Here is a 22,042-nt window from a genome sequence, read left to right on the forward strand (position 1 = left end):
TGCTGGGCCATCAGGCCCCTCTCCCGTCGGGCTCGTCCCCTTGGCCGCTCGTCGCGAGCGGACGTCCTGCGATCTGTCCTTCCATGAGGCCCGGTACACCACCGAAGGCCCCGGCCGGACAGGACGTCGCCAGATCCTCCTCCTTGCCAGGGGACGCGTCGGTCAGCGGGTATCCGCAAGTCACGGTATCCAGCGTCCAGAGTGGCAGTTCCGCTTCGGACCGCCGGCACCCGCGTGGCACGCTCCCGGAGCCGCAGAGGGCGTCCGCTGAACAAAAAAGCCCGGCTCAGACACTGTCCGAGCCGGGCTTTGGCGGAGCCGCCTTCGGGATTCGAACCCGAGACCTACGCATTACGAGTGCGTTGCTCTGGCCAACTGAGCTAAGGCGGCTTGCGCTGGCGTGCACCATGGTGCGGTCAGCGGCCTCGCCAAGTCTACACAGTTTCCGGGGGTGCTCCGTCCACCCCTGGCTGCGGGGCGTTTGACCTGGTCAGGTGCATTTCTTGCCCTTTGCGGGGGGTGTGCCGTCGAGGAGGTAGGTGTTGATCGCCGTGTCGATGCAGTCGCTGCCGCGGCCGTAGGCCGTGTGGCCGTCGCCCTCGTAGGTCAGGAGCCTGCCGGAGTCGAGCTGAGAGGCCAGGGAGCGGGCCCATTTGTACGGGGTCGCCGGGTCGCGGGTCGTGCCGACCACGACGATCGGGGCCGCGCCCTTCGCCTCGATGCGGTGGGCGGTGCCAGTGGCCTTCGTCGGCCAGTACGTGCAGCTCAGGGACGCCCAGGCGAGGCCGTCGCCGAAGACCGGGGATGCCTTCTCGAAGGACGGCAGCGCCGCCTCGACCTGCTTCGGGCCGGTGAAGGCCGGCGGGAGGTCGAGGCAGTTCACCGCCGCGTTCGCGTACATCAGGTTCGAGTAGTGGCCGTCGGTGCCGCGCTCGTAGTACGAGTCGGCGAGCGCCAGGAGCAGCTCGCCGTCGCCCGTGAGGGCGCTGCGCAGGGCCTGGCGCAGCCGTGGCCAGGCCGACTGGTCGTACAGCGCCGCGATCACGCCCGTCGTGGCCAGCGACTCGGTCAGCTCGCGGCTGTGGCCCGTCGGCAGCGGCTTGCGGTCGAGGCGGTCGAAGAACTGCTGAAGGCGGTGCTCCACGTCCTGCACCGACTTCGAGCCCAGCGGGCACTGCTTTCCGCTGACGCAGTCCCACGCGAACGATTCGAAGGCCGTCTCGAACCCGGCCGTCTGCTGCTCGTTGAGCTGCCGTGCCGAAAGGGACGGGTCCATCGCGCCGTCCAGGACGATCCTGCCGGTGTTCTTCGGGAAGAGCCCGGCGTACGTCGCGCCGAGGAACGTGCCGTACGACGCGCCGACGTACGAGAGCTTCTTGTCGCCGAGTACCGCGCGGAAGAGGTCCATGTCACGCGCCGCGTCCACCGTCGAGACGTGCGGCAGCAGCTTCGCCGAGTGCGCCTCGCAGCCCTGGGCGAACTTCTTGAACGACGCCGTGAGGTCCTTGACCTCCGCCGCGTCGTCGGGTGTCTGGTCGACCTCCGTGTACGCGTCCATCTGCTTGCCCGTCAGGCACTCGACCGGCTCGCTGCCCGCGACGCCCCGCGGGTCCATCGCGGCCATGTCGTAGCGCGCCCTGACCTGCGCCGGGTAGCCGATGCCCGCGTAGCTCTCCAGGTACTGGATCGCCGAGCCGCCCGGGCCGCCCGGGTTGACGAGGAGCGAGCCGAGGCGCTTGCCGGGGCCCGTGGCCTTCTTGCGCGCGACCGCCAGCTTGATCCGCGTGCCGTTCGGCTTCGTGTAGTCCATCGGCGCCTTCATCGTGGCGCACTGGAAGCCGGACGCCGCGCACGCGTGCCAGTTCAGCTTCTGGTCGTAGTACTTGGCCAGGGCCGCCTGGTCCACCGCTGCCGCTCCCGGGTTCGACCCGGGCCCCGGGCCCGCGCCCGTATCGGGGTCCGAGGAACTGCAGCCGGACAGAAACAGCGCCGCCGCCGCGAGAGCGACGGCGGGTGTACGCAGCAGGCGCCTGGTGTCCATCCGGGGAGCCTAACCGGCAGGTCGCCGCCCACACCGGCATCGCCACGCGTACGGGTGACGGCAGCTGTCCTCAGCCGGCCCGCAGGGCCATCGCCATCGCCTCGACCGCGAGCAGTGGGGCGACGTTGCGGTCCAGTGCCTCACGGCATGCGCCGATCGCCTCCATGCGCCGCAGCGTCCGCTCCGGCGTCGAGCCTGCCGCGACGCCGTCCAGCGCGTCGCGCACATCCTCGTTGGCCAACTGCACCCTCGACCCCAGCTGCAGCGCCAGGACGTCACGGTAGAACCCCGTGAGATCCGTGAGCGCCAGGTCGAGGCTGTCGCGCTGGGTGCGTGTCGACCGGCGTTTCTGGCGGTCGGCCAGCTCCTTCATGGCGCCCGCCGTGCCCCTCGGCATCCGGCCGCCCGACTGTGCGCCGAGCGCGGCCCGCAGGTCCTCCGTCTCCTTGGCGTCGACCTCCTCCGCGGCCTCCTTCGCATCCTGCCCGGCCGCGTCGATCAGCTCCTGCGCCGCCCTCAGGCAGCCGCCCACATCGTCCACGCGCAGCGGCAGCCGCAGGACCGTGTTGCGGCGGGCGCGCGCCCGTTCGTCCGTGGCCAGGCGCCGCGCCCGCTCGATGTGCCCCTGGGTGGCACGGGCCGCCGAACGCGCGGCCTCGGGCTCGATGCCGTCCCGCCTGATCAGCACGTCCGCCACGGCGTCCACGGACGGCGTGCGCAGGACGAGGTGGCGGCAGCGGGAGCGGATCGTCGGCAGCACGTCCTCCACGGACGGGGCGCACAGCAGCCACACCGTGCGAGTCGCGGGCTCCTCCACGCCCTTCAGCAGGACGTTGCCCGCGCCCTCGGTCAGCCGGTCGGCGTCTTCGAGGACGATGGCCTGCCAGCGTCCGCCCGCGGGCGCGAGCTGGGCGCGCCGCACGAGCTCGCGGGTCTCCTTCACGCCGATGGAGAGCAGGTCGGTGCGGACGATCTCCACGTCGGCGTGCGTGCCCACGAGCGCGGTGTGGCAGCCGTCGCAGAACCCGCAGCCCGGCTCGCCGCCGAGCGCGCGGTCCGGGCCGACGCACTGGAGCGCGGCGGCGAAGGCGCGCGCCGCCGTGTCCCTGCCCGCTCCCGGCGGGCCCGTGAACAGCCATGCGTGCGTCATCCTCGACGACTCGGGCGGCTCCGCGCCGGCCGCCCCGGCCGTGACGAGGGCGGCCGCGTCCCGGGCCGCGGCCGCCAGCGACTCGCGGACCCGGTCCTGGCCGACCAGGTCGTCCCACACCGTCATACGCCCTCCCCGCCTCCGCGATGCCTACGACGTCTCCGCCGTCTCCGACCATTGTGGGGGCAGGGTCTGACAACGTCCGCAGAGCGGCCTGCGGGCGCGCGGCGTCAGCGGCGCCGGCCCCCGCGGCGGCCGTTCGCCTCGTCGTCGTCCTCGTGCGGGCCGAGCAGCTCGTCCGCCAGCGTCGGCAGGTCGTCGAGCGGTGTCTCCTCCGCCCAGTCGGGGCGGCGGCGCGGCTCCGCGGCGGGGCCGTTGTCCTCACCACGCCACTGCTCGTACGGCCGGTACCGCGGCATCTCACGGGTGCGCTCGTTGGCGCCCTCGGGCCCGCCGCTCGGGAACGGCTCCGGCTGCCCGCCGTCCGGCTCCTGCCGCACCCTGGGCAGCACTGCCGTGTCGTCGGCCGGGTCGATGTGCGGCAGCAGCGTCGTCGTCTCCGCCGCGCGCTCGTCGGACGAGGCCGCCGAAACCGTGGCGTCCGCGTCCGTGAACCTCGGCAGCGTCGCCGTCTCCTCGTTGTCCGGGCTGTTCGGACCCTCGGAGCTGTCCGAACTGTCCGAGCCGGCTGCGTCGTGCTGCTCACGGTCCGAGCCGCCGGACTCGCCCGAGCCGCCCGAGCCGTCCGAGCCGCCCGCGTCCTCCGCGTCGCCCACGTCGCCCGCGTCCTCCCCGCGGCCGGGCCGATCCGGCTTCGCCTCGTCCGCGTCCGGCGCGGGCTGCGGGACGATCGGGGTGCGCAGCGTCGTCTCGTTCGGCGACACGCCCGCTTCCCCGGCGTGCGTCCCCGTCTCCCTCGTCTCCCTGTCCGCCGCGGACTCCTCGGCCTCCAGCCGCCGCGCCTCTTCCGCGCGCAGCAGTGCCTCTTCGGCCTTGCGCTGCTTCTCCAGGCGCCGGGCAGCGTCCTCCTTTCGCAGGCGCGCCTCCTCGGCGGCCCGCTGCTTCAGACGCTCCTGCTCGGCCTCGTACGCGACACGCTCTTCCTCTCGCCGGCGTTCGGCCTCCTCGGCGCGCAGCCGCTCCTCCTCGGCCTTCCTGGCCTCTTCCGCGGCTCGCCTGCGCTCCTCTTCCTCCGCGCGCTTACGGGCCTCCTCGGCCTTGCGGCGCTCCTCCTCCTCGCGCCGCCTGGCCTCTTCCTCCTGGCGAGCGATCTCGCGCTTGCGCTCCTCCTCGAGCTCGCGGCGCTTGCGCTCCTCCTCCTCGGCACGCAGCCGCGCGAGCTCCTCCTGGCGCTCGCGTTCGAGGCGCTCCTCCTCCGCCTTCCTGGCGGCCTCGCGGGCGGCCTCTTCCTCCGCCCTGCGCCTGGCCTCCTCGATGGCGGCCTTCCGCGCCTCTTCCTGGGCCTTGATCTCGGCCTCGGAGAGCGGCAGCAGCTGGTCGAGCCGGTGGCGCACGGCGGTCGTGACGGCCTCGGGCCCCTGGCCGGCGTCCACCACGAGGTAGCGGGCGGGGTCGGACGCCGCGAGCGTGAGGAATCCCGTACGTACACGCTGGTGGAACTCCGCGGGCTCCGACTCCAGCCGGTCCGGCGCCTCGGTGAAGCGCTCGCGCGCCGTCGCCGGGTCCACGTCGAGCAGCACCGTCAGGTGCGGGACGAGCCCCTGCGTGGCCCACCGCGAGATCCGTGCGATCTCGGTCGGGGACAGGTCGCGGCCCGCGCCCTGGTACGCCACGGAGGAGTCGATGTAGCGGTCGGAGATGACGATGGCGCCGCGTTCGAGTGCGGGCCGGACGACGGAGTCGATGTGCTCGGCGCGGTCCGCCGCGTACAGCAGCGCCTCCGCGCGGTTGGACAGGCCCGCGCTCGACACGTCGAGCAGGATCGTCCGCAGCCGCTTGCCGACCGGCGTCGCGCCGGGCTCGCGCGTGACGACGACCTCGTGGCCCTTGGCCCTTATCCACTCGGCCAGCGCCTCGACCTGGGTCGACTTGCCCGCACCGTCGCCGCCCTCGACGGCGATGAAGAAGCCCGTCGCCGTGGTCGCCTGCACGGGGTCGGAGCCGCCGCGTACCGCGTCGAGCAGGTCCTGGCCGAGCGGCACGCCCGACCTGTCATCCGTCTTGGCGAGGACGACGGCGGCGACGGGCAGCAGCAGCGCGCCGACCAGCATGAGTGTGAAGGCCGCGCCGCCGTGCGCGAAGACGAAGCCGCCGCCGGCGAGGTGGTGCGGGCCGATGGCCGCCGCCACGAGCGGGGCGACGATCGCGGCCAGCGCCATGAAGACCCGTACGACCGCCTGAAGGTGCTCGGTCACCCGGGCGCGGCGCCGCTCCTCGGTCTCCAGCTCCACGAGGGTGTGTCCCGCGGACGCCGCGACGCCCGCGGAGAAACCGGCGAGCAGCGCGATGAACAGGACGGTCGCCGTGTCGGGCACGAGGCCCATCACCAGGAGGGCGACGCCCGTGACCGCGACGGCGAGGGCCATCAGACGGTTGCGGGAGAAGGCGGGCAGCACCTTGGGACCGCGCCTGATACCGACGGCGGTGCCGCCCGTGAGGGCCAGCACCAGCAGCGCGAACGCGACCGGGCCGCCGTCGAGGTCCCTGGCGTCCATGACGGCGACGGCGACGGCCGACGTGATGGCCGCGGCGATCGCTCCGCAGGCGAGCACGAGCACCGGAACCGCGCCCCTGCGCCCGCGGTCGGCACCGGCGAAGAACCCGCGGATGCCGCGCGTGGCGCCGGCGCCCCGCGTGGCGTTGCCGTCGGCCGCGGTGCCGCTGTCCGCCGAGGTACCGCGGACGGGGAGGCGCAGCCCTTCGAGCGGGGAGCGCGGGCGCGGTGTCCTGCCGTCGGGCAGTTCGAGGAAGGCCAGCGTGGACACCGACGCGGCGAAGAGTCCGGCCGCCACGTACGAGGCGAGACCCACCTGGTGCAGCGTGAACCACTGCACGCCCGTGCCGATCAGGTTGCTCACCAGGGTGGCCACGAGCAGGACGAACGCGGCCGCGGGCACGGCGAGGAATGTCGTGCGCAGCGACAGCCTGCGCAGCGCGTCCAGGTGGTCGGGGAGCGGGCGGACCGCGTCGCCCTCGGGCGGCGGCGGGGGCAGCAGTGCGGGCGCCGCGCTGTCCTTCGCGACCGTCCAGAAACGTTCCGCGACACCTGCCACGAAGACGGTGCCGAGCAGGATCCACAGGGCGCGGTCCGGGGTCCAGTCGATCCAGAGCGGCGCGACGATCAGCAGCGCGAGCCGTACGGCGTCGGTGGCGATCATCGTCCAGCGGCGGTCGAGCGGGCCGCCGTCGCGCGGCGGCTTGGACGCGCCCCGCGACCTGGTGGCGCCCTTCGACCTGGCGGCGCCCGACGCGCCCGGCTTGCCCGCCTCGGCGTCGGGCGCCGACGTGCTGCCGGAGCCCGCGGTGGCCGCGGCCTTCGCGCGCGGCTTGCCGCTGCCGGGCGCGAGGAGCGCGGACAGCGGACCGAGGAGGACGGACCCGAACAGCAGTGTCGCGACGACGCGCGCGCCGAACACGGCGGCCACCGCGAAGGCGACGCCGCGGTAACCGGGTCCGAACGACCCGTCGGCGATCGCCGCCTGGAGCGTCAGCACCACCAGGACGAGGACCGCGAGTACGTCACCGATACCGCCGGCGAACTGCGCACCCCACAGCCGCCTCAGGGGCGGCAGGCGCAGCAGAGAGCGGACCGCGCGCTCTCGTGAGTCTGCGGCAAGTGCGTCGTGGCCGGAGGTGGGGCTCCCGGCCGTTGGCTGCTCGGCTCGCGTCATCCGCCCAGCCTATCCGCAGCGGTTGGCCCACCGGAGGTCCTGTCCGTACAAATGAACCAATCCCCGTGCCCCGTTGGGGGGACGGGGCCCGCCGCGCCCCGCGCTCGCCCCGCACACGCGTGCGTACGGTCGCGTGCCGCCGAGCCCTGCCCGTACGGCTGCGGCGTGTTCATACGAAAACGGCGCGTTCGTGCGGATGTGGACACCCGTACGAACGCGCCGTCACGACGCCGGCCGTCATGCCATGGGCAGTCAGCCGTCCGTGCCGTCCGGGGACGACGCCGTGGTGGCCTTTTTCGCGGCCGCCTTCTTGGCCGTCGTCTTCTTGGCCGTCGTCTTCTTGGCGGCGGTCTTCGTGGCGGCCTTTTTCGCCGTGGCCTTCTTGGCGGTCGCCTTCTTCGTCGCCGCCTTCTTGGCCGTCTTCTTCGCCGGCCCCTTGGCCCGCTTCTCGGCCAGCAGCTCGTAGCCGCGCTCCGGCGTGATCTCCTCGACGCTGTCACCCGACCGCAGCGTCGCGTTGGTCTCGCCGTCCGTGACGTACGGGCCGAAGCGGCCGTCCTTGACGACCACGGGCCGCTCGCTGACCGGGTCCGTGCCCAGTTCCTTCAGCGGCGGCTTGGCCGCGGCCCTGCCGCGCTGCTTCGGCTGCGCGTAGATCGCCAGCGCCTCGTCGAGCGTGATGTCGAAGAGCTGATCCTCCGTCTGGAGCGACCGGGAGTCCGTCCCCTTCTTCAGGTACGGGCCGTAGCGGCCGTTCTGCGCGGTGATCTCGACGCCCTCGGGGTCCTTGCCGACCACCCGCGGCAGCGACATCAGCTTGAGCGCCTCCGCCAGCGTGATCGTGTCGAGCGACATCGTCTTGAACAGCGACGCCGTGCGGGGCTTGACCGCGTTCTTCCCGGTCTTCGGGGTGCCGTCGGGCAGTACCTCGGTCACGTACGGGCCGTAGCGGCCCGCCTTCGCGACGATCGGGCGGCCGCTGTCCGGGTCGACGCCCAGCTCGAAGTCGCCGCTCGGCTTGGCGAGCAGCTCCTCCGCGTAGGCCGCCGTCAGCTCGTCGGGCGCCAGGTCCTCCGGAACGTCCGCGCGCTGGTGGTTGTCCGAGTCCTTCTCGCCGCGCTCCACGTACGGGCCGTAGCGGCCGACACGCAGCATGATCCCGTCGCCGACGGGGAACGACGAGATCTCGCGCGCGTCGATCGCGCCGAGGTCCGTGACCAGTTCCTTGAGGCCGCCGAGGTGGTCCCCGTCGCCGTTGCCGGCGCTGGCGGCCGCGCCCGCGCCGCCGGCGTTCCCGCCGCCGGCGCCGCCCTCGGCACCTTCGGCGCCCTCGCCGAAGTAGAACCGCTTCAGCCACGGCACCGAGTGGGCCTCGCCGCGCGCGATGCGGTCGAGGTCGTCCTCCATGCGGGCGGTGAAGTCGTAGTCGACGAGCCGTCCGAAGTGCTTCTCCAGCAGGTTGACCACGGCGAACGAGAGGAACGACGGCACGAGTGCCGTGCCCTTCTTGAACACGTAGCCGCGGTCGAGGATCGTGCCGATGATCGACGCGTACGTCGACGGGCGGCCGATCTCCCGCTCCTCCAGCTCCTTGACCAGCGAGGCCTCGGTGTACCTGGCCGGCGGCTTGGTCGCGTGGCCGTCCACGGTCATCTGCTCGGCGCCCAGCGCGTCGCCCTCGGCGACCTGCGGCAGGCGGCGCTCGCGGTCGTCCAGCTCCGCGTTCGGGTCGTCCGCGCCCTCCACGTACGCCTTCATGAAGCCGTGGAACGTGATGGTCCTGCCGGACGCGGAGAACTCGGCGTCGCGCCCGTCGGAGGACCTGCCGCCGATGCGGACGGTGACGCTGTTGCCGACCGCGTCCTTCATCTGGGAGGCCACGGTCCGCTTCCAGATCAGCTCGTACAGCTTGAACCGGTCGCCCGACAGGCCCGTCTCCGCGGGCGTGCGGAAGCGGTCGCCCGAGGGCCTGATCGCCTCGTGCGCCTCCTGCGCGTTCTTGACCTTCACGGCGTACGTACGCGGCTTGTCCGGCAGGTAGCCGCTGCCGTACAACTGCGTGACCTGCGCGCGCGCCGCCGTGATGGCGGTGTCCGACAGCGTCGTGGAGTCGGTACGCATATAGGTGATGAAGCCGTTCTCGTACAGCTTCTGTGCGATCTGCATCGTCGCCTTCGCGCCGAAGCCGAGCTTGCGCGACGCCTCCTGCTGGAGCGTCGTCGTGCGGAAGGGCGCGGACGGCGAGCGGCGGTACGGCTTCGACTCGACGGAGCTCACGGCGAACGGCGACGCCTCGAGCGCGGCTGCCAGCTCACGGGCCTTCGCCTCGTCGAGGTGGAGCACCTGGTCGGACTTGAGACGGCCGTCGGGGCCGAAGTCGCGGCCCTGCGCGACCCTGCGCCCGTCGACCGCGACCAGCCGCGCGGACAGCGTGGACGGGTCCGACGCGTCCCCTGCGCGCCCGGTGGAGAACGTGCCCGTCAGGTCCCAGTACTCGGCGGAGCGGAAGGCGATGCGCTCGCGCTCACGCTCGACGACGAGGCGGGTCGCCACCGACTGCACGCGGCCGGCGGAAAGGCCGCGCATGACCTTCTTCCACAGGACGGGCGACACCTCGTAGCCGTAGAGCCTGTCGAGGATGCGGCGGGTCTCCTGTGCGTCGACCATGCGCGTGTTCAGCTCGCGCGGGTTCGCCGCGGCCGCCCTGATCGCGTCCTTGGTGATCTCGTGGAAGACCATCCGGTGGACGGGGACCTTCGGCTTCAGTACCTCCTGGAGGTGCCACGCGATGGCCTCGCCCTCGCGGTCCTCATCGGTGGCGAGGAAGAGTTCGTCGGACTCGGCGAGCAGCTCCTTGAGCTTCCTGACCTGCGAGCGCTTGTCGGAGTTCACCACGTAGATGGGCTGGAAGTCGTGCTCGACGTCGACGCCGAGCCTGCGCACCTCACCGGTGTACTTCTCGGGGACCTCGGCCGCGCCGCTCGGCAGGTCGCGGATGTGCCCGACGCTCGCCTCGACGACGTATCCAGGGCCCAGGTAGCGCTCGATCGTCTTGGCCTTGGTCGCCGACTCGACGATGACGAGTCGGCGGCCGCCGTTCGCGGTCTCGCTGGTCGGGGACAACTTCGTTCTTCTCTCTCCGGTCGACGCTCGGCGGGGGCCGACGCCTCGTGTGGGTCAGTGCTCGTGCGGGCCGACCGGCCCTTACGACACTTCCGACAGTACGGCGCGGCTCCACGGGACCCGTGGTGTGGCCCCTTTGTGACGCTCTTCCGCTGCGGAGTGTGACGGTACAACCCGCCCCCGTGTCAAACGGCGGGATCCCGCAGCGGCCCCTCGAACGGTAACCCGACTCATGGCGTTCCTGCCGCCGGACCCCTCCGGGCGGCAGGAGACGTTTGCCGCTCGGCCGGGGCCCCACCGCGCAGGCGGACGCATTCCGGCGTCTTGCCGCCGGCGTCCCTCCCGGCGTGTCCCGCGGCGCTGCGTCCGAGCCGTCCACCGCAGGTCGGGACGGGTACGAGGCCGGCACGCCGCCCCCTGTGCGACTGCCTTGTCAACATCACCCGGAGGATTCCGCTCGCGCGCGGCGCCCGCCCGCTCGGGCCCCCGTGCGGACGGTTCAGGCGGCGCGGGAGCGGATGCCCGAGTGGATCACGTACGTCCGAAGGACCGCACACGCGGAGCGACGAAGACCACGCCGGCGCCCATGACGGCCGAGGGCGGCCCTGGCCCGGCCCGAGGCCGGAACGAGGGCCGATCCAGGCCCGGGCGGACCGGGCCGGGGCAGTCGAAGCCGGGGCGGGGCAGGCCGGGGCCGTGCCGTGGTCATTCGCCGACCGGCTCCAGGTATCCCTCCCCCACCAGCAGCCGGATCGACTCCGGCGTGCGGTCGCGCAGCAGCACCGGATCCTCCTCGACCAGCTGCGCGATCGCGTCGAGAATCCGGCCCGCGCTGAGCGTGCCGTCGCAGACGCCCGCGAACCCCGCCCCCACCGTGTCCACCTTGGTGGCCCTGCGCATGCCGCGGTGCTGGCGGAGCACCACGTGCTCAGGATCCTCGGCGCCCGGCAGCCCGACCTGCTCCTGGACGACCTCGGCGGCGAGGGTGAAGCGGCCGGCGAGCAGCGCCGCGTCGTCGTGCGTGCGCAGGTAGTCCTGGCGCAGGAAATGGGCCTCCACGGCCTCGCCGAGCGGCTGCTCGACCGCGTGCGGCCAGTCCTCCACGACGATCGACGGGCCACCCCGCACCGTCCCGAGTGCCGCCTTCCGCAGCGTGATCCAGCCGAAGCCGACGGCGTGCGTCTTCCGTGTCTCGAACTCGTCGAGCCACGCGTCGTACAGCCGTGCGTACCGGTCGTCGTCCACCGCCTGGTGGTCGCCGCTGTCACGCAGCCACAGCTCGGCGTACTGCGTGACGTCCTGGACCTCGCGCTGCACGATCCACGCGTCACAGCCGCGCGGCACCCAGGAGCGCAGTCTGTCCTGCCACTCCTCCCCCTCGACGTGCTCCCAGTTGGCGAGGAACTGGGCGAAGCCGCCCTCGTTGAGGTGGTCCCCGGCCTGCTGGACGAGAGTGCGGCACAGGTCGTCGCCCGCCATGCCGCCGTCGCGGTACGTGCGCCTGCCGCCGGGGGCGCCGTCGGCGGCCGGGGAGATGACGAACGGAGGGTTGGAGACGATCAGGTCGTACGTCGCGTCGCCCACCGGTTCGAACAGCGAGCCCTCCAGCAGCTCCGCCTGCTCGACGCCGGAGAGCGCGAGCGTGAGGCGCGTGAAGTCGAGGGCCCTCGCGTTGAGGTCCGTCGCCGTTACACGCGTCGCGTGCTGCGTCGCGTGCAGCGCCTGGAGCCCGGAGCCCGTGCCGAGGTCGAGCGCGGACGCGACCTGCCTGCGCACCGTGAGCCCGGCGAGCGTGGTCGAGGCGCCGCCCACGCCCAGCACCACGGCCTCGCCTCGGCCGCCCGCTCCGGCCGCGCCGCCGACCGAGCAGCCGAGGTCGGAGACGATGAACCAGTCCTGCCCCTCGGGGCCGCCGTACGGGCGGATGTCGACCGTGGCCCGTACGGACCCGGACGCCGCACCGCTGACACCGCCGCCGGCGGACTCCCCGCCGGCGAGCCAGCCGTCGGCCAGCGCGTCGTCGAGCGGGAGCGCGTCTCCGGCGCGGTCCGCCGGGACGGAGCACTGCAGGAGGAACAGCCGCACGAGCGTTTTGAGGCGCGACGCACCTCGGGTGGCGCGCAGCGCGGGCACGGTCTCGCTGCGGGCCAGCGCGGCGTACGCGGGCGCGCCGAGCGCGTCGAGCACCCCGTCTACGGTGAACTCCGCGGCCAGCAGGGCTTCACGGAGCCGTGCGGCGCGGTCGGATGCGGGAAGGCTGGTCTTACTCACCCTCACATTGTGGCGGCTGCCACTGACAACCCGTCGGCGACGCGTCGCATCGGCCCCGCCGGGGCTCCGGCTCCGGCTATGAAGCGGACGAGGACGCGGCCCCCGACGGGCTCTTCTTCTGGCAGCTCGGCTGCTTGGCGATGGCCTTGCCCAGGTCGCCCGACTGGAGCTTGCGCAGCGCGTCGCCCCCGCCGGAGCTCAACTTGCCGAGCTGGGTGGACACGTCGCCCAGGCCCTGCGCGAACTTGGCCTGGTCCTTCGTGTCGAGCGCGTCGACCTTCGCCTTGAGCTGCGTGTAGGCGGCGGACGTCTGGTTGAGCTCCTTGACCGCGGCCTTCTGCGTCGCGGCCCCGTTGTCCACGGGCGGCGCGCCGGCGGCCTTCACGGCGGAGGCGAGCGCCTTGTAGGCCTTGGCGTTGGTCTCGAAGGCGGACGAGTCCACCTTCTGGACCTCGGCGGGCGAGCTCGCGGTGGTGGTGGCTTTCACGATGGCCGCGTTGGCGTCGGCGATGGACTGCTGCTGGGGCTGCACCCGGTCGCAGAAGCCCTTCGCCCAGTCGTTCACCTTGCTGTCGTTGCCGCATCCGGCAAGCGTCAGGAGCACCACAGCGCCACCGGACAGCGTGGCCGCTAGCTTCTTCTTCACCGATCGGTCCCTTCCGAGGCTCTCGGCCCCGGAACATACACGCCGGGCGGCCCGCCGCCGCGCCGCGATCACCCGCTCGATGCCCTATTGAGTCCATTTGTCCGAGGCGAGAGACACCTCACGCCGACGGCGCGGCAACGCTTGAGCCGCGCCGGCGGGGCTCAGGGCAGCGGTTCAGGAAAGCGGGACGGCCGAGGCGATGGGCCAGCTCATCCGGATCACGCCACCGTCGGCGCCAGAGACGACCTTGACGTCGTCGACGAGGCCGCTGATCACGGCGAGCCCCATCTCGTCCTCCCCGTCCGCGTCCGTGTCGTGCGGGTCCACGCCCGGGCGCGCCTCAGGGGCACCCGCGGCGGACGCGCCGGAGCCCGGCACGTCGTCGCCGACCTCGATGGAGAAGGTCTTCTCCTCCTCCGTCAGCGCCACCTTCACGGGGGACGAGACCCCGTGGCTTCGGTGCAGCCCCACGGCGCGGCTGCAGGCCTCGCCCACGGCGAGCCTGACCTCGTCGAGCACGGCCTCGTCGACTCCTGCCCGCCGCGCCACGGCAGCCGCCACCAGGCGCGCCGTCCTGACATGCTCCGGCTGGGCGCTGAAACGGAGTTCAACGGTGGCCATACGGATCCCCCTCGAACATACGAGCGTGCACTCTGCACCACTTCCACACGCCTGCGGGGCGGGAGCCGGGCGTGACCGCCCGGCTCCACGGCCCCGATCCTCCGAAAAGCCGCTCCGACGTCAGTCGGTCGCGGCCACCGCCTCGTCGACCGTGGTGTGGATCGGGAACACCTTGGTGAGACCGGTGATCCGGAAGATCTTGAGAATGCGCTCCTGGTTGCAGACGAGACGCAGCGACCCCTCATGGGCACGCACCCGCTTGAGGCCGCCCACCAGCACGCCGAGCCCGGTCGAGTCGAGGAAGTCCACGCCCTCCATGTCGACGACCAGGTGGTAGCTGCCGTCGTTCACCAACTCCACCAACTGCTCGCGCAGCTTGGGCGCGGTATATACATCAATCTCGCCACCGACCTCGACGACCGTACGGTCGCCACCAGGGCCGGACACATTGCGAGTCGACAAGGACAGGTCCACGGATCCTCCAGCACCTTGCTATCGAGCGGTCGCCCCTCGGGTCTCCCCGACGGAGCCAGGGGACGTATCGCCAGCCGCGATGGCATTCAATCACTTACCAGCAGCCATGCACGACGCCTTGAGGCCATTGTCCCGCAGACCAGTGACACACTCGATGCCGATGGCCAGGACCCACCGCCCCGGCGGACTCCCCCGGAGCGGGGACGATCACCCCTCGCCGGACGCCGTCCTCGAACGGCTCGCCGCAGGGGCGGGACGTGCTGCGCGCATCACCCATACGGAGCACCTGCCCCCGAGACCCGGTCGTCATGCAGTCTGGCCCGACCGCATCAGGACCGAGATCATCGCCGCCGTCCAGCAGGCGGGCATCGACCACCCCTGGGCCCACCAGGCGGAGGCCGCCGAGCACGCGCTCGACGGCGAGTCCGTCGTGATCGCGACGGGCACGGCCTCCGGCAAGTCCCTCGCCTATCTCGCCCCCGTCCTCACCGCGCTCCTGGACGGCTCCGAGGCGCCCAACGGCCGCGGGGCCACCGCTCTCTACCTGGCCCCCACGAAGGCCCTCGCGGCCGACCAGCGCCGCTCGGTGCGCGCCCTGGCCGCGCCGCTCGGCACCGCCGTGCGCCCCGCGGTGTACGACGGGGACACTCCGGTCGAGGAGCGCGAATGGGTCAGGCAGTACGCGAACTACGTCCTGACCAATCCCGACATGCTGCACCGCGGGATACTCCCCTCCCATGCGCGCTGGTCCTCCTTCCTGCGCGCGCTGCGCTATGTCGTGATCGACGAGTGCCACACCTACCGCGGCGTCTTCGGCTCGCACGTGGCGCAGGTGCTGCGCCGGCTGCGCCGCGTCTGCGCGCGTTACGGCGCGCACCCGGTCTTCCTGCTGGCATCGGCGACCGCCGCGCAGCCCGCAGTGGCGGCGGGACGCCTCACGGGCCTGCCCGTGCGCGAGGTCGCCGACGACGCCTCGCCGCGCGGCGAGGTCGTCTTCGCCCTGTGGGAACCCCCTCTCACCGAGTTCCACGGCGAGCGGGGCGCGCCGGTGCGCCGCACCGCCACCGCGGAGACCGCCGACCTCCTCACCGACCTGACCGTGCAGGGCGTCCGCACGGTCGCTTTCGTGCGCTCCCGGCGCGGCGCGGAGCTGATCTCCGTCATCGCGCAGGAGCGGCTGGCCCAGGTGGACCGCTCGCTGCCGCCCAGGGTCGCCGCCTACCGCGGCGGCTACCTGCCGGCGGAGCGGCGCGCCCTGGAGTCCGCCCTGCACTCCGGCGAACTCCTCGGCCTTTCCGCCACGACCGCGCTGGAGCTGGGCATCGACGTCTCCGGGCTCGACGCCGTGCTGATCACCGGCTATCCGGGCACCCGCGCCTCCCTTTGGCAGCAGGCGGGCCGCGCGGGACGGGCGGGCCAGGGAGCCCTCGCCGTGCTCGTCGCCAGGGACGATCCGCTGGACACCTACCTCGTCCACCATCCGGAGGCCCTGTTCGACCAGCCGGTCGAGTCGACCGTCCTCGACCCGGACAACCCCTACGTCCTCGCCCCCCATCTGTGTGCGGCCGCCGCCGAGCTCCCGCTCACGGAGGACGACCTGGAACTGTTCGGGCCCGCCTCGGCGGGTCTGCTGCCGCAGCTCGAGGCCGCGGCACTGCTGCGGCGCCGCTCCTCCGGCTGGTACTGGACCCAGCGCAGGCGCGCTGCCGACCTCGCCGACATCCGCGGAGCGGGCGGCAGCCCCGTCCAGATCGTGGAGGCCGGTACCGGCCGGCTGCTCGGCACGATCGACGAGGCCGCCGCGCACACGGCCGTCCACGACGGGGCCGTCCACCTCCACCAGGGCCGTACGTACCTGGTGAAGCGGCTGGACCTGGGCGACTCCGTCGCGCTGGTCGAGGAGGCGGCACCGCCCTACTCGACGACCGCACGCGACACCACCGCCATCTCCGTCCTGGAGACGGAGACCGAGGTACCGTGGGGCGAAGGCCGCCTGTGCTACGGATCCGTCGAGGTCACCAACCAGGTCGTCTCCTTCCTGAGCCGCCGTCTCATCACCGGTGAGGTGCTCGGCGAGACCAAGCTGGACCTGCCACCGCGCACCCTGCGCACACGCGCCGTGTGGTGGACCGTCACCGAGGACCAACTGGACGCCGCGCGCGTGGGCCCCGAGCAGCTCGGCGGCGCCCTGCACGCCGCGGAACACGCCTCCATCGGTCTCCTTCCTCTCTTCGCCACCTGCGACCGCTGGGACATCGGCGGCGTCTCCGTGCCACTGCACCCGGACACGCTGCTGCCCACGGTCTTCGTCTACGACGGCCATCCGGGCGGCGCGGGCTTCGCCGAGCGCGCGTTCCGCACGGCCCGCTCCTGGCTCAGCGCCACCCGCGAGGCCATCGCCTCCTGCGACTGCGAGGCGGGCTGCCCGTCGTGCATCCAGTCGCCCAAGTGCGGCAACGGCAACGACCCCCTCCACAAGCGCGGAGCCGTGCGCCTCCTGACGGAACTGCTCAGGGACGCACCCCAGGACGCTGAGGACCCAGCAGCGGCCACCGGGGCCGCGGACGTCCCGGGCGGCTCCGCGAGCCGCGGACCCGCTCGCGCCAGGGCCGTGGGCTCGTAGGGCCCGGCTCTGACGGCGGCCGTCACCTCCGCGATCTGTCCCTCGAGAACGCACCGCACCACCCGTGCCCCCTGGGCCTCGGCGACCGTGCGCGCGCCACGGCAAGCGACTGCGCGGCCCGCCGGGGCACGGTCGGCCGCCGCGAGCGCGGCGAGGTCGGCCGCGGCTTCCGCCCGGTGCCGGGCGACCACCGCCTCACCGAGGGCGAGAACGACGCCGAACAGTGCGCACAGCACCGTCGCGGTCACGGCCGTCACCACCGTGGCGTAACCGCGGTCGTCCGCCGCTCGCCTCCGGCCTGTCACGGGCCACCTCCCGGTGCCCCCGAGCCCCCGGCCGCCGGTCCCGGAGTAACCGCTTCCCCCGCCGGAGCCGCGTCCTCGGCCGCCGCTGCCGCCCCGGCGGACAGCTTCAGCGCGAGGGCGCGCGGCCCCGGGACCGGCGCCGCCACCTCGACGTGCCACAGGTCGCCGCGCCTGGCCACGGTGACCTCCGCGCCCTCCGGAGCCACGGACCTGGCCGCGGCGACCGCGGCCGCTTGCGGTTCCGACCTGGCCGCGGCCCGCGCCCCTGCCCGCGCCGCGTCCACGCACTGGATCTGCGCGGCCGCCGCCATGAGCGCCCAGACGAGCGCCATCGCGAAGGCGACGAGCCCGGGGATGGTCACGGCGGCCTCCGCCGTGACGTAGCCCGCATCGCGCCCACCGCGGCGGCTCCGGCCGTCATTTCGCACTGAGCGCACGCTCGATCAGCGACTGCAACGCCCCCTGCACCGTCCCGCTCGTGACGACCTTGTACAGCACCGCCGCGAACGCGCATGCGGCGATCGTGCCCACCGCGTACTCCGACGTCGTCATGCCCGCGTCCGAACGCATCCTCCGCAGCCACAACGCCCTTGCCCACTTCCTCATGACGCTCTCCCCTCCTGTGTCGCATCTGTTTCGCGTACGTCCGTTGCTCAGCCACCGCTGAGCAGCCCCTTGGCCAGGCCGATCACGACGGGCGCCACGCCCGTGGCCAGGAAGGCAGGCAGGAAGCAGAGGCCCACCGGCCCCGTGATCAGCACCTGTGCCCGCTGCGCCCTTGCTGTGGCCCTCCTGGACCGTTCCGCCCTGAGCCCGTCGGCCAGCCGGGCCAGCGGTTCGGCCGCCGGCGCGCCGCTGGCGCAGGCACGCTCCAGGCAGCGGGCGAGTCCCGCCGCGCCCGGTATCTCCCCGAACCGTCCCCACGCCGCGGCCGGTTCGCCGCCGAGCCCGATCTCCGCCGCCGCACCGGCCAGCCGGTCCCCCACCGGCCCACCGAGGGAGCTCCCGACGGCCTCGGCGGCCTCGCGCGGTCCCGCACCCGCCGCGGTGCAGGCGGCCAGCAGGTCGGCGGCGAGCGGCAGCCGGCGCACCGCCTCATCGGCCGCCGCGCGGCCCTGCTCGCCCGTCTTCCGCGTGCGCAGCCACCGCCGCAGCCCCACAGCGGCCGCCACGCCCACCAGGGCGCCCGCCACGCCGCCCACCAGGAGCCAGCCGGCCAGGAACGCGCCGAGCAAGGGCGCTACGCGCCGGGCCCTGCCCGGCAGAGCCACGCGTGCGAACACGGGCCCTCGCGACCGCGCCACGCCGAACAGGGCCGCCGTGCGCCTGCGGACAGCACGCTCACCGAGCCGCCCGGACAGCGCCATGGCCAGGCACCCGCTCGCGGTCACCACGGAGACCGTCACCCACAGCCTGTGGAAGAACGCGCCGCTCACCCGGCCTCACCCGCCCTGACGATCCGCCCCGCCCACCACAGCCCCGCGGACTCCAGCAGCGCACCGGCGACGAGACAGGCGAACCCCGCCGGCGTGTGCAGCAGGATCGTGAGCGGGTGGGCGCCCATCGCCGAACCGAGTCCGAGGCCGACCCCGGGCAGCAGCGCGAGCACCGTCACCGTCGACCAGGCGCCGGCGAGCTGGGCGCGCAGCCCCTGCCGCTGGTCGCGCTCCGCCCGGAGCGCCACCTCCAGCCGGTCGAGCCCCGCGGCCAGTCCCGCTCCGCCGTCCACGGCCACCTGCCAGCACGTGGCGATCCCGACCAGGCCGTCGGCACCGGCCGCCGAGGCGGCCCGCCTGAGCGCGGCAGGCACATCGCCGCCGAAGCGCACGGCCGCCACCACCGCCGCCTCGCCATCACCCAGGCCACCGGTCAGCGCCGACGCGGCCGGCAGCGCCCGCGCGGGGTGCAGCCCCGCCCTCAGCTCGCCGGCCGTCGCGCCGCACAGCGCGATCACCGCCTCCGCCCTCCGCTCCGCCGTCCTGCGCAGCTCCGCCGCACGCAGCCTGCGCCGCAGGATGGGCACCGCCAGCACGCCGGCACAGAGCGGCAGCAGGGACGCGCCCATCGCGGCGACAAGGGCGCCGGCAGGCAGGCACAACCACTCCCTCCCGGGCGAGCCGGCGCGGCGCCGCAGCCATCGGAAGAACCGTCGGTGCCAGGGCGCGCCCGCGGCCGTGCCGTACCGGAAAAGGGCCTTGGCCCTGCGGCGCCCCCTCCCCGCGCCCACGGCGAACCACACGGCCGCCCCGCCGCACAGGGCCGCGGCGTACGCGCACTCGGCCGCCGACACGGCCGTCACAGCGCGCCGCCGACCAGTTCGGTCAGCCGCGCGCACCCCGGCTCACGGACGAACCCGCCGTGTGCCCAGCGCAGCGCCGGCACCGGCACCACGAACCCGGCCGCGTCCCGCTGCAGCACGTGCACCTCGGCGACGCGCCGCCGTCCGTCCCTGTCCCGGACGAGATGGAGCACGGCGGACACGGCCGCCGCCAACTGGCTGTGCAGCGCGGCCCGGTCGAGCCCGGCCGCCGTACCGAGCGCTTCGAGCCGGGCGGGCACGTCGGCCGCCGCGTTGGCGTGCACCGTGCCGCAGCCTCCCTCGTGCCCGGTGTTCAACGCGGCGAGGAGATCGGTCACTTCGGCGCCTCGGACCTCGCCCACCACCAGCCGGTCGGGACGCATCCGCAAGGCCTGCCTGACGAGGTCCTTCAGCGTCACCTCGCCGGCGCCCTCCTGGTTCGCCGGGCGGGCTTCCAGGCGCACCACATGCGGGTGGTCGGGACGCAGTTCCGCCGAGTCCTCGGCGAGGACGATGCGCTCCCGCGCGCCGACCAGACCGAGCAGCGTGGACAGCAACGTCGTCTTGCCCGTGCCCGTGCCGCCACTGATCAGGAAGGACAGCCGGGCCTCCACCAAGGCGCGCAGCACCCGCTCGCCGCCCGGCGGAACCGTGCCCGCGGCGGCCAGCTCGGCGAGGGAGAAGGCCCTGGGGCGCACCACCCGAAGCGACAGGCAGGCCGAACCGACCGCGATCGGCGGCAGCACCGCATGCATCCGGGTGCCGTCGGGCAGGCGCGCGTCCGCCCACGGCCGCGCGTCATCGAGGCGTCTCCCGGCCACGGCAGCCAGACGCTGCGCGAGCCGCCGCACGGAGCCCGCGTCGGGGAACGAGACATCCGTCAGCTCCAGGCCGCTGCCCCTGTCCACCCACACCCGGTCGGGCGCCGTCACGAGTACGTCTGTCACGAGACCGTCGGCGAGGAGCGGTTCGAGCGGGCCCGTGCCCACCAGCTCGCTGCGCAACTCCTCCGCGGCGCCCAGTACTTCCGCGTCCCCCAGCAGGCGGCCCTGGGCACGCAGGGCTGCCGCCACACGCGCGGGCGTCGGCTCGGCGCCGCTCTGCGCGAGGCGCCTGCGCACGGCGTCGAGCATGCCCGCACCGCCCTGGCCCACGACCCCCGTCGCCGTCGCGCTCACGACCGCACGCTCCCGCCCGCACCGAGCGCACGCTCCCAGAAGGCCCCGCAGAACGAGGCCAGGGGGCCTCTTGCTCGGGCGCCCGGTGGTGCGCCCCGATCGAGCGCGTCGGACAGGCCGGGCTCCGGGGGCAGTTCGCCGGCGAGTGGCAGGCCGAGCGCCTCTGCCACCCAGGTGTCGTCGAGACCGGACGCGTACGGCGCGCGCACCACGGCGCGCAGATCCCGCAGCACCATGCGGACCATCGAGGCCACCCTCTCGGCCGCCGCGACGGCCCGCAGCTCCGCGGGCACCACGATCAGCCCCACGTCGAGCTGCGCCAGCGCCTCGGCCGCGGGCTCGTCGATCCGCCGCGGCAGGTCGACGACCACCACGCCGCCACGCCTGCGGGCAGCGGCGAGCACCGATCGCATGGCGTCGGGGCCCACGGCCACCGCATCTCCGCGGTCCCAGCTGAGGACGCGCAGATCGTGCGGGTGCGGCAGTGATTCCTCGAGCGCCGCCCCCGCGACGCGCCCCTTCGACGCGGCGAAGTCGGGCCAGCGCCTGCCGTCCGCCTGCTCGGCTCCGAGCAGGACATCGAGTCCACCGCCCAGGGGGTCCGCGTCGACCAGCATCGTCCGCCGTCCCTCCCGTGCCGCCGTGACCGCCAGCGCGCAGGCCAGCGTGGAGGCTCCGGCGCCGCCGCGCCCGCCGATGACTCCGACGGTGACGGCGTGCTCGGCGGCGCCCTCCGCCGCGTCCGCGAGGCGATCGACCAGCCATCCCTCCGCGTCGGGCAGGCACACCACGCACTCCGCGCCGATCCCCACCGCCCGCTGCCACACCGCCGGATCGTCCTCACGCCTCCCGACGAGGACGACGCCTGGCCTGCGCACGGCGCCACGGCACCTGGCCGCCGCGTCGTCCCCGACGAGCACGAGCGGCGCCGCCTCCCAACTTCCCGGTTCGTCGGGGAGCTTGTGGTGCACTGCCGGTTCGGCGCCGGCGGCGGCGCAGAGCCGCAGCAGATCGTCGAGCAACTCGGCGTCCTCCGTGAGGATCAGCGGCCGCGCCCCGCGGGCGCCCGCCTCCCGTGACTTCCCGGATGCCATGGGCACCGCCATGTCATCGCCCCCTGTCCCGTATCCGTGTACGTGCGGGATCGCGGGATCCGCGGGAGTCTCTCCTTGAGCACTCCCGGAAGATCCGGTTTCAGCGATTCCGGCCGCTGCGGACTTCGCAGCCGAAATCAGGCTGCACCGCTCCGGGAAATCATGTGGATCTTGCTCGAAAACTGTGGACAACTCGGCGAATGTGAATAACTCGGTAGCTCAAACCGGTGACTTCCGCCGAACACCGCCCTGGTTACGCATCGTGACGCCCACGGTTGGGCAGGAACCCCCCGGACAGGAGCGGACGAGCGGAGGCGGGGGCGCGGTGCACCAGCGCGGGAATGAGCGGAAATACATCCGGACATG

15 protein-coding genes, 1 tRNA gene and 1 pseudogene are annotated in these 22,042 nt (G+C 73.6%); 1 reads left to right on the forward strand and 16 read right to left on the reverse strand.

Going from position 1 to position 22,042, the window contains the following annotated elements; genetic code table 11:
* Window positions 1-316: 316 nt before the first annotated feature.
* The 9 genes from IH48_RS0102460 to IH48_RS0102500 all read right to left on the reverse strand — a co-directional run bounded on the left by IH48_RS0102460 (window position 317) and on the right by IH48_RS0102500 (window position 14,177).
* A tRNA-Thr gene (locus tag IH48_RS0102460) sits at window positions 317-390 on the reverse strand.
* Between the two features lie 100 nt (window positions 391-490).
* Window positions 491-2,041, reverse strand: a complete 1,551-nt coding sequence (locus IH48_RS0102465) for an alpha/beta hydrolase (RefSeq protein WP_030898438.1) — start codon at window positions 2,039-2,041, stop codon at window positions 491-493.
* Window positions 2,042-2,111: 70 nt separating this feature from the next.
* A complete protein-coding gene (locus IH48_RS0102470) occupies window positions 2,112-3,317 on the reverse strand; it encodes a DNA polymerase III subunit delta' (RefSeq protein ID WP_030898441.1) in 1,206 nt (401 codons plus the stop codon).
* A gap of 104 nt (window positions 3,318-3,421) precedes the next feature.
* Entirely contained in the window at window positions 3,422-7,042 is a 3,621-nt protein-coding gene (gene tmk / locus IH48_RS0102475) for a dTMP kinase (RefSeq protein WP_037840799.1), read from the reverse strand.
* 252 nt (window positions 7,043-7,294) lie between these two features.
* Window positions 7,295-10,165: a type I DNA topoisomerase gene (topA, locus tag IH48_RS0102480; protein WP_030898447.1), complete on the reverse strand. Its 2,871-nt coding sequence runs from the start codon at window positions 10,163-10,165 to the stop codon at window positions 7,295-7,297.
* A 705-nt stretch (window positions 10,166-10,870) separates the two neighbouring features.
* Complete coding sequence (locus IH48_RS0102485; RefSeq protein WP_030898449.1) at window positions 10,871-12,436, reverse strand: DUF7059 domain-containing protein; 1,566 nt, start codon at window positions 12,434-12,436, stop codon at window positions 10,871-10,873.
* Between the two features lie 76 nt (window positions 12,437-12,512).
* Window positions 12,513-13,082 (reverse strand): hypothetical protein, encoded by a 570-nt coding sequence (locus tag IH48_RS0102490; protein ID WP_030898451.1) that lies wholly within the window; start codon window positions 13,080-13,082, stop codon window positions 12,513-12,515.
* A 174-nt stretch (window positions 13,083-13,256) separates the two neighbouring features.
* Window positions 13,257-13,703 (reverse strand): ATP-binding protein, encoded by a 447-nt coding sequence (locus tag IH48_RS0102495; protein ID WP_030898454.1) that lies wholly within the window; start codon window positions 13,701-13,703, stop codon window positions 13,257-13,259.
* A 120-nt stretch (window positions 13,704-13,823) separates the two neighbouring features.
* Window positions 13,824-14,177, reverse strand: a complete 354-nt coding sequence (locus IH48_RS0102500) for an STAS domain-containing protein (RefSeq protein ID WP_003967428.1) — start codon at window positions 14,175-14,177, stop codon at window positions 13,824-13,826.
* Window positions 14,178-14,256: 79 nt separating this feature from the next.
* Between IH48_RS0102500 and IH48_RS0102505 the strand changes: the two genes are divergently transcribed.
* Window positions 14,257-16,800 carry a DEAD/DEAH box helicase gene (locus IH48_RS0102505; RefSeq protein WP_078849411.1) on the forward strand — a complete coding sequence of 848 codons (2,544 nt, stop codon included), beginning with the start codon at window positions 14,257-14,259 and terminating at the stop codon, window positions 16,798-16,800.
* A gap of 26 nt (window positions 16,801-16,826) precedes the next feature.
* Here IH48_RS0102505 and IH48_RS34715 read toward each other — a convergent pair.
* The 7 genes and pseudogenes from IH48_RS34715 to ssd all read right to left on the reverse strand — a co-directional run.
* Window positions 16,827-17,105 (reverse strand): annotated as a pseudogene (locus IH48_RS34715) (Rv3654c family TadE-like protein); the annotation flags it as partial.
* Window positions 17,102-17,467: a TadE family type IV pilus minor pilin gene (locus tag IH48_RS0102510; RefSeq protein WP_030898459.1), complete on the reverse strand. Its 366-nt coding sequence runs from the start codon at window positions 17,465-17,467 to the stop codon at window positions 17,102-17,104. The pseudogene IH48_RS34715 and the gene IH48_RS0102510, both read right to left, overlap by 4 nt.
* Window positions 17,468-17,522: 55 nt before the next feature.
* A complete protein-coding gene (locus IH48_RS0102515; protein WP_030898461.1) occupies window positions 17,523-17,711 on the reverse strand; it encodes a DUF4244 domain-containing protein in 189 nt (62 codons plus the stop codon).
* Window positions 17,712-17,758: 47 nt separating this feature from the next.
* A complete protein-coding gene (locus IH48_RS0102520; protein ID WP_234434093.1) occupies window positions 17,759-18,541 on the reverse strand; it encodes a type II secretion system F family protein in 783 nt (260 codons plus the stop codon).
* On the reverse strand, window positions 18,538-19,404 hold the full coding sequence (locus IH48_RS0102525) for a type II secretion system F family protein (protein ID WP_030898466.1): 867 nt from the start codon (window positions 19,402-19,404) through the stop codon (window positions 18,538-18,540). Before IH48_RS0102525 ends, IH48_RS0102520 begins: the two co-directional genes overlap by 4 nt.
* Complete coding sequence (locus IH48_RS0102530) at window positions 19,401-20,537, reverse strand: TadA family conjugal transfer-associated ATPase (RefSeq protein ID WP_030898469.1); 1,137 nt, start codon at window positions 20,535-20,537, stop codon at window positions 19,401-19,403. The genes IH48_RS0102525 and IH48_RS0102530 overlap by 4 nt, the downstream gene beginning before the upstream one ends.
* Window positions 20,538-20,578: 41 nt before the next feature.
* Window positions 20,579-21,676, reverse strand: a complete 1,098-nt coding sequence (gene ssd, locus IH48_RS0102535; RefSeq protein ID WP_234434094.1) for a septum site-determining protein Ssd — start codon at window positions 21,674-21,676, stop codon at window positions 20,579-20,581.
* Between the last annotated feature and the right edge of the window lie 366 nt (window positions 21,677-22,042).

Source organism: Streptomyces sp. NRRL F-5126, from assembly GCF_000721265.1.
GTDB lineage: Bacteria > Actinomycetota > Actinomycetes > Streptomycetales > Streptomycetaceae > Streptomyces.